The following is a 2,143-nucleotide window of genomic DNA, read 5'->3' on the forward strand; positions in this document are numbered from 1 at the left end:
AAGCTAGCCGTCCGCTACGAAGCAACAGCCACCATCGCCGCGATCAACAAATGGCTGCCCCGATGAACTTCCCAAACAGGCCCTAACGCCGCCAGGGGGAACGCGACCCGGGGCGCGGCGCCGGCTCGGTCGCCGCCCAGATCCGCCGCCACCGTGCCGTCGGAGTGTTCGGGGCGCCACGCAGCCGCGCGGAGACCGCCGCCGACCCCGCGGCCCCACCCGTCCCACCCGGTCGGGGGACCGCCCGCGGGCTGGTTCGACCGGGGAAGCCCCCACCACCGGCCGCACCACCGGTGTTCCCGGCGCCCGTCGCGGCGACGTCCGGGGCCGAGCGCGTCGCCTCCCACCAGGAGGTCGCGTCCTCGGCGCAGAGCCGGTCGACCTCGGCGGCCAGCCGCGCGGTGAACGCCCGCACATCCTCACCCGGCGCGGGGCGCATCGGCCGGCCGAACCGCACCGACACCGGCGGACGGCCCGCCACCGGCCAGGACCGTCCCCGCGGCATCGCCGCGTACGCACCCCGCAGCCCCACCGGAACCACCGGCACCCCCGGCACCCCCGCGTTGATCGCCAGATAGGCGGCCCCCAACCGGAACCGGCCCCGCGCCCCGTCCCGCGACCGCGTCCCCTCCGGGAAGATCACCAGGTTCCAGCCGTCCCCCAGCAGGTTCATCGGCGTCGCCGACGGCGCCCCACCGTGCCGTTCGATCGGCACCGTCGCGAACGCGAACGCACTCGACGCCCCCCGCCAGGCACTGTCGAAGAAATAGTCCGCCGCCGCCGTCACCGCCGTACGCGCCCGCACCCACCCGGGCACCGTGCACAACAGCAGCGGGGCGTCCAGATGACTGCTGTGATTCGACACGATGATCACCGGGGTGTCGCGGGCCCCGTCGAACGCCTCCGCCCCGTGCACCGCCACCGTCAGCGTCGTCCGCAGCAGCGGGCGCATCGCCCCGCGCAGAAACACCCCCCGGGCGGCCCGCGCTGCCGGGCGACGCGCCCACGCGGTCGGGAACTCCCGCGGCACCTCGGGGATCCGATGCGCCTCGGCGCTGCCCGGGACCGGCCCGCGGCCCCCCGGCCGCCACCCGGCCACCACCGCCCGCAGCCCCACACCCCGTCGCGGCCTACCCGCCATCCCGTTCACCTCTGCCCCTGCCGATCCGGTCCACCGCTGGCACCTGTGCTCCGCCGCGCATGGCCACCGCGTCCCACCCGGCGACCGCACGATCCGTGACCCGCATCTCCCGCGGTCACCGTACTTCGGCGATCAGATGGGGTGGGGAGTGCAGATAGGTGATAGACGGATCACGGCCCACCGATCCAGACACCATCTCCAACGCATCCGCCAACGTCGACGCCGCCCGGAACCCCAGCCGCGCGCACGCCGCCCGATCACCGCCCACCCACACCACATCCCCCACATGGGCCATCGCCGGCGCCGCCTCATACCAGCGGTGGAACGGATGCACCCCGTGATGAGCAAGCGACGTCCGATACAGCGACGCATACCAGGGATCGGTGGCGTACTGCCGTTCGAACTTCGCCTCCACCGTCGCCGCCTCGGTCGACTCGGCGAGCACCTCCTCGTAGAAGTCCACGTAGGAGGGGTGGTGCAGCTGGGAGAACCGCGGCGCCAGCGGATGGTAGACGATCAACGCCCCGTTCTCGCGGACCACCGGCCGCCCCCGGTACCGGCCGAAAACCTCCCCGAGCGCGCCGTGCGCCGCCAGCACCGGGTTGACCACCGCCCCCGCGTCGAACGGCCCGAACGGGCCCAGCCCGACGACGACGACGTCGCTCTGCCCGTCGACGGTGACCCGCTGCTGGGCGTCGACCGCCGCCGCCGCGGCCGCCGCGACCGCCGTAGGATCCCCCGCGCTCACCGAGGTGACCGCATAGTCGGCGGCGAAGTCACGCAGCAGCCGGCGGCGCGCCCGCGACCCCACCAGCTCCAGGCCACGGCCCAGCCCGACCGCCATCGCCTGATCGGCTAGCGACCACTCCCACTCCCGGCGGGTCAGGAACGGATAGTGCACCGGCGCCGTCGCGGCGTTCACCGTCACCGCGACGGCGAACACCCGCACCGCCTCGCACAGCAGCCGACCCATCCGCGCCGCCGGGCCCGCCGCCGCACCAA

The 2,143-nt window shown here is 74.6% G+C and carries 1 protein-coding gene and 1 pseudogene; both read right to left on the minus strand.

The genetic code is table 11. From position 1 onward, the window contains the following. Window positions 1-82: 82 nt before the first annotated feature. Window positions 83-1,141 (minus strand): lysophospholipid acyltransferase family protein, encoded by a 1,059-nt coding sequence (locus ACY45C_RS12755; protein ID WP_462187841.1) that lies wholly within the window; start codon window positions 1,139-1,141, stop codon window positions 83-85. Between the two features lie 115 nt (window positions 1,142-1,256). Further along, window positions 1,257-2,143, minus strand: a pseudogene (locus tag ACY45C_RS12760) (lactate racemase domain-containing protein); the annotation flags it as partial.

This window comes from Frankia sp. CcWB2, assembly GCF_977927585.1.

Excerpts from the sequence above, each read along its gene's own strand:
- ACY45C_RS12755 (WP_462187841.1), bottom strand. The coding sequence starts at position 1,141 with ATGGCGGGTAGGCCGCGACGGGGTGTGGGGCTGCGGGCGGTGGTGGCC.